General features: G+C 68.2%; 5 protein-coding genes. 4 read left to right on the forward strand and 1 reads right to left on the reverse strand.

Going from position 1 to position 5,472, the window contains the following annotated elements:
• Positions 1 to 236: 236 nt before the first annotated feature.
• The 4 genes from ACDELDRAFT_RS18505 (at position 237) to ACDELDRAFT_RS18520 (ending at position 4,194) form a co-directional block, all read left to right on the forward strand.
• Positions 237 to 1,214, forward strand: a complete 978-nt coding sequence (locus ACDELDRAFT_RS18505) for a Bug family tripartite tricarboxylate transporter substrate binding protein (RefSeq protein ID WP_005799533.1) — start codon at positions 237 to 239, stop codon at positions 1,212 to 1,214.
• Positions 1,215 to 1,492: 278 nt separating this feature from the next.
• A complete protein-coding gene (locus ACDELDRAFT_RS18510) occupies positions 1,493 to 2,134 on the forward strand; it encodes a TetR/AcrR family transcriptional regulator (protein ID WP_005799534.1) in 642 nt (213 codons plus the stop codon).
• Positions 2,135 to 2,251: 117 nt separating this feature from the next.
• On the forward strand, positions 2,252 to 3,412 hold the full coding sequence (locus ACDELDRAFT_RS18515) for an iron-containing alcohol dehydrogenase (protein ID WP_005799535.1): 1,161 nt from the start codon (positions 2,252 to 2,254) through the stop codon (positions 3,410 to 3,412).
• Positions 3,413 to 3,513: 101 nt separating this feature from the next.
• The gene (locus ACDELDRAFT_RS18520; protein ID WP_005799536.1) at positions 3,514 to 4,194 is read left to right on the forward strand and encodes a type 1 glutamine amidotransferase domain-containing protein; all 681 of its coding nucleotides are present in this window, start codon (positions 3,514 to 3,516) and stop codon (positions 4,192 to 4,194) included.
• 165 nt (positions 4,195 to 4,359) lie between these two features.
• Here the strand turns inward: ACDELDRAFT_RS18520 and ACDELDRAFT_RS18525 are convergent.
• A partial coding sequence (locus ACDELDRAFT_RS18525) for a molybdopterin-containing oxidoreductase family protein (protein WP_005799537.1) occupies positions 4,360 to 5,472 on the reverse strand: 1,113 nt, incomplete at its 5' end.

Consider the following 5,472-nt stretch of genomic DNA (forward strand, 5'->3'; position numbering starts at 1 on the left):
GCACATGGCGGGCCCGCAGGGGCTGCCCGCGCTGCTGGCAGAGCAGGGCTTTCGCGTGGAACGCGTGGCGTTCGCACCCGCTGGCAAGGTGCCTGTCGCGCCACCAAAATCCGGGTCAAAAGAGCCGCTTGCGCAATAGCGGTGAGCGCTATCAGCTACCAAATAAATAGTAAGTCGCCAGATCTCGCCGAACGGGACGCGACATCCCCCTCACACCCCACAGGAGACAAACCACCATGCAGCGCAGACACCTGCTCCAGAACGCCCTGGCCCTTGCCGGTGCCACGGCCGCGCCGTGGGCCGCGGCCCAGCCCGGATATCCCAGCCAGCCGATCCGCTGGGTCGTGCCGTACCCGGCCGGTGGCGGCACCGATGTGCTGGCCCGCACGGTGGCCGAAGCCATGCGCGAGACGCTGGGCCAGCAGATCATCGTGGACAACCGCCCTGGCGCCTCCACCAACATTGGCGCGCAGCTGGTGGCCACGGCCAAGCCCGACGGCTACACCTTCATGTCGGCCGACAACGCCGTGCTGGCCTTCAATGAACACCTGTTCAGCAAGCTGCCCTTCAGCCCCGAGAAAGACTTCACCTACGTGGGCGGCATCAGCCGCTTTCCGCTGGCACTGGTGGTGCACCCCGCGTTCGAAGCCAGGACGGTGAAGGAATTCCTGGCCTACGTGCGTGCCCACCCCGGCAAGGTGAATTACGCATCGCCCGGCAACGGCTCGCCGCACCACCTGGCGATGGAGATGTTCAAGACCCGCACCCAGACCTTCCTCACCCACATCCCCTACCGCGGCGCGGCGCCCGCGCTGCAGGACGTGATGGGCGGGCAGGTGCCCTGCATGTTCCTGGACTTGGCCGCCGGCCTGCCGGTGATCCAGTCGGGCAAGGTGCGCGCACTGGCCATCGGCTCGGCCCAGCGCGTGGCGGCCCTGCCCGATGTGCCCACGCTGGCCGAAGCGGGCGTGCCCAACACCGAGGTGTTTGCTTTCCAGGGCGTCCTCGCGCCCGCTGGATTGCCTGCCGCCCTCACCGCGCGCCTGAACGCCGAGCTGAACAAGGCCTTGCTCAACCCCGCCGTCGTCAAGCGCATGGCCGACTTCGGCATGGAAGCCCTGCCGGGCACACCCGAACAGTTCCGCGCCATGGCGCGGGCCGAGGCCGCCCGCTGGGGCGAGATCATCCGGGCGGCCGGCGTGAAGCTGGATTGAGGGCGTGGGCTGGCGCCGGGCGGCGTAGGCTAAATTTGTGGATGAATGGCCTGTAGCGCTTTATCTATGGGTATTTATAGCTACTGAATAAAGAGCAAAACTGACGTGCAATGCAGTCCGGTGCTGGTGCTGGGCCGGAGCGAAACGGCCTGTCAGGGGACTCGCTCGCTGCCTCCACCCAGCCACGGAATGGCCCCGCTCTCAAGGCCCTGCTGGGAGCAGGGCTGTCCGCCAGGCGCCTAGACGACCGGTCTAGTAGCGGCACAATACGCCGCGTGATGACCGAAACGCAACCCCCCGTCAAACACCAGATCCTGCGCTGTGGCGAGCAGCTCATCGCCGCCAAGGGCTTCGTCGGCGTCGGCCTGGCCGAAATTCTGGCGGCGGCGGGCGTGCCCAAGGGCTCGTTCTACCACTACTTCGGCAGCAAGGAGCGCTTTGGCGAAGCCTTGCTGGCCCAGTACTTGGAGCGCTACCTGGCCCGGCTCGACCTGCTGCTGGCGCCCGACGCGCTGGGCACCCCGGCGCGCGAGCGGCTGATGCGCTACTGGTCGTACTGGAACGTGTCGCAATGCGGCATTGAACCGGAAGCGGGCTGTGCCGATGGCGCCGACCAGGGCGCGGCGGGCGCCCGGTGCCTCATCGTCAAGCTCAGCGCCGAGGTGGCCGACATGTCCGAGCCCATGCGGCTGGCGCTGCGCCAAGGCACTGACGACATCGTGCAGCGCATCGCCCAGTGCCTGCACGAGTGCCAGACCGAAGGCACGGTGCCCGCGCACACCGACGCGGCGGCACTGGCGCTCACCCTGTATGAGCTGTGGCTGGGCGCCAGCCTGCTGGCCAAGTTGCGGCGCGATGGCTCGGCGTTCGAGCACGCACTGCAAAGCACCCGGCAGTTGCTGGGCACGCCCGCTGCCTGAAAGAATGCCCATGCGCACCGTCCACCCCTGCCTTCGGGCCCCATCCATGCCCCGCAGGCCGCCGGCCCGTGGGCCCCGCCTCATCCGTCCCCTCCACCAGATCCACGAAGGACTGCCATGCTGAATTTCGACTTCCACAACCCCACCCACATCGCCTTCGGCAAGGGCCGCGTGGCCGACCTGGCCAAGCTGGTGCCGGCAGAGGCCAAGGTGCTGATCCTTGTTGGCGGCGCCAGTGCAGAGAAGACCGGCACGCTGGCCGAAGTGCGCACCGCGCTGGGCGGGCGCACGCACGCCACTTTCAGTGGCATCGAGCCCAACCCGAGTTTTGAAACCTCGATGAAGGCCGTGGAACAGGTGCGCAGCGGCGGCTTCGACTTCCTGCTCGCCGTGGGCGGGGGCTCGGTGATCGACGCAGTCAAGTTCATTGCAGCCGCCGTGCATTTCGAGGGCGATGCCTGGGCCATCCTGGAAAAGCGCGGCCGCAACATCGCGCGGGCCGTGCCGTTTGGCGCGGTGCTCACGCTGCCCGCCACGGGCTCGGAGATGAACAACGGTGGCGTGATCACGCACCGTGGCAAGGGGGCCAAGCTGGCCTTCAGCAGCGTGCACACCTACCCGAAGTTTTCGGTGCTCGACCCCACCAAGACCTACACGCTGCCGCCGCAGCAGCTGGCCAACGGTGTGGTGGATGCGTTCGTGCACACCGTCGAGCAGTACCTCACCTACCCGGTCAACGCGCCGGTGCAGGACCGGTTTGCCGAAGGTATCCTGCAGACGCTGATCGAGGTGGGCCCGCGCCTGCTGACAGCGCCCGAACCCGTGTACGACGACCGCGCCAACCTCATGTGGGCCGCCACCATGGCGCTCAACGGCCTGATCGGCGCGGGCGTGCCGCAGGACTGGGCCACGCACATGATCGGCCACGAACTGACGGCGCTGCACGGCATCGACCATGCCCGCACGCTGGCCATCGTGCTGCCCGCGCTGCTCAACGAGCGCCGCGGCCCCAAGCGTGAAAAGCTGCTGCAGTATGGCGAACGCGTGTGGGGCATCACCACCGGAACCGACGACGAGCGCATCACCGCCGCCATTGAGCGCACGCGCGACTTCTTTGAACGCATGGGCATCCCCACGCGCCTGTCGGGCTACGGCCTGGGCGCCGACACCATCGGCACCGTGGTGGCGCAACTCGAGGCGCACGGCATGGTGCAGCTGGGCGAGCAGCGCGAAATCACCCCCGCCGTGAGCCGCCGCATCCTCGAAGCCGCGCTGTAAGCCGGCACGCATCCGGGCTGCCCGCCTGAGCGGCCCGTCACCCGGAGGGCGGCGCGCCAGTGGGGCGCCGAGCCTCGCCACTTCTCTCGAAAGGACACAGCATGGCAAAGATACTGATGGTGCTCACCTCGCACGACCAACTGGGCAACACGGGCGCGAAAACCGGTTTCTGGCTGGAGGAGTTTGCCGCGCCCTACTACGTGTTCAAGGACGCGGGCGCCGAGGTAACGCTGGCCTCGCCCAAGGGCGGCCAGCCTCCGCTCGACCCCAAGAGCGACGACCCCGGCGCGCAGACCGACGCCACGCGCCGCTTCAAGGCCGACGCCGCGGCGCAAAAGGCGCTTGCCCACACCGAGCGCCTGGCCGATGTGCAGGCGGTGGACTTTGACGCGGTGTTCTATCCCGGCGGCCATGGCCCGCTGTGGGACCTGGCCGAAGACGCGCACTCCATCGCCCTGATCGAGGCCACGCTGAACGCCGGCAAGCCCGTGGCCGCCGTGTGCCACGCGCCCGCCGTGCTGCGCCACCCCAAGGGCAAGGACGGCCAGTCGGTGGTCAAGGGCAAGAACGTCACCGGCTTCACCAACACCGAGGAAGCCGCCGTGGGTTTGACGAACGTGGTGCCGTTTCTGGTCGAAGACATGCTCCAGGCCAATGGCGGCCACTACGCCAAGCTGGGCGACTGGCAACCCTATGCCATCACCGACGGTCTGCTGATCACCGGCCAGAACCCGGCCTCGTCCGAGCCAGCGGCCCATGCGCTGCTGAAAAAGCTGGGCTGAGCCCGCGCCCGCATCGCCGCAGTGGGGCGCGTGGAGCGTTAGCGCCGCGGCAGTGCGGCGGTCTCTTGCGTGGAAACGGCTGCTCGCGCTTATCTAATGAGCGCGAGCAGCTATTATTTTTGAAGCGGCGTCTGGAGTCTGCCTTCGGTGACGGCCGCGCGGGCCTCAGGCCTTGAGCGACGGCGCGGCAGCCGCTGCGGTGCCATCGGCTTCCACTTCCACCAGGCAGTCGTAGAAGGTGGGCGCACGCCCCAGGTCGGTGAGGGCCTGGCTTGTGACCTCGTTCACGTTGGTGCCATCCAAGCCCAGCTTGCGCCACCAGATGCCCAGTCCATTGACCACGCCCGGCCGGGCACGGGTGGACACCTCCGCGTGGCAGCGGTAGCTGCCCCGGTCGTTGAACACGCGCACCACCACGCCATCGGCCACGCCGCGCGCCTCGGCATCGTCGGGATGGATCTCCAGCACAGGGCGGCCCTCGATGTCGCGCAGGCTTTGCACGTTCACGAAGGTGGAGTTCAGAAAATTGCGCGCTGGCGGCGAGATCATGGCCAGCGGGTAGCGGGCCGAGGTGCCCTGCAGTTCATGGTTGGACAGGTAGGCGGGCAGGCCGTCCAAGCCGCGCGCCGCCAGGCGGTCGCTGAAGAATTCGCACTTTCCGCTGGGGGTGGGAAAGCCGCCGTCGGCAAAGGGCGCATCGGGCAGCGCCAGCGTGGCAAAGCCCTGCGATTCCAGCAAGCCAAAGTCCACGGCGTTGCCATACGCCTGGCGGCACAGGGTTTCGTCGCTGTCGGCAAAACAGGGGGCCGTGAAGCCCATGTGGCGGGCCAGGTCGCGGAAGATCTGTGCGTTCGAACGGGCCTGGCCCAGCGGTGCGATGGCCGGGCGGTTGAGCAGCACGTCGGTGTGGCCGTAGGCCAGGTGCACGTCCCAGTGTTCGAGTTGGGTGGTGGCGGGCAGCACATAGTCGGCGTAGTCGGCCGTGTCGGTGCGGAAGTGCTCGAGCACCACGGTGAACAGGTCTTTGCGCGCAAAGCCCCGCACCACCTTGCCCGAGTCGGGCGCCACCGCCACGGGGTTGCTGTTGTAGACCACCACGGCTTCGATGCGGGGGCCGAAGCCGGGCGAGGTGTCGCGCAACAGGTCGTCGCCGATGCTCACCATGTTGATGGTGCGCGGGGTGGGCGTTGGCATCAGGTCGGGCCGCTGCAACTCGGCGCGCCGGGCCGGGAACTGGCCCGAGCTGGACAGCAGCACGCCGCCCGCGCGGTGGCGCCA

It is taken from the genome of Acidovorax delafieldii 2AN (assembly GCF_000175235.1).
GTDB lineage: Bacteria > Pseudomonadota > Gammaproteobacteria > Burkholderiales > Burkholderiaceae_C > Acidovorax > Acidovorax delafieldii_B.

Excerpts from the sequence above, each read along its gene's own strand:
- ACDELDRAFT_RS18505 (WP_005799533.1), top strand. The coding sequence starts at position 237 with ATGCAGCGCAGACACCTGCTCCAGAACGCCCTGGCCCTTGCCGGTGCC.
- ACDELDRAFT_RS18510 (WP_005799534.1), top strand. The coding sequence starts at position 1,493 with ATGACCGAAACGCAACCCCCCGTCAAACACCAGATCCTGCGCTGTGGC.
- ACDELDRAFT_RS18515 (WP_005799535.1), top strand. The coding sequence starts at position 2,252 with ATGCTGAATTTCGACTTCCACAACCCCACCCACATCGCCTTCGGCAAG.
- ACDELDRAFT_RS18520 (WP_005799536.1), top strand. The coding sequence starts at position 3,514 with ATGGCAAAGATACTGATGGTGCTCACCTCGCACGACCAACTGGGCAAC.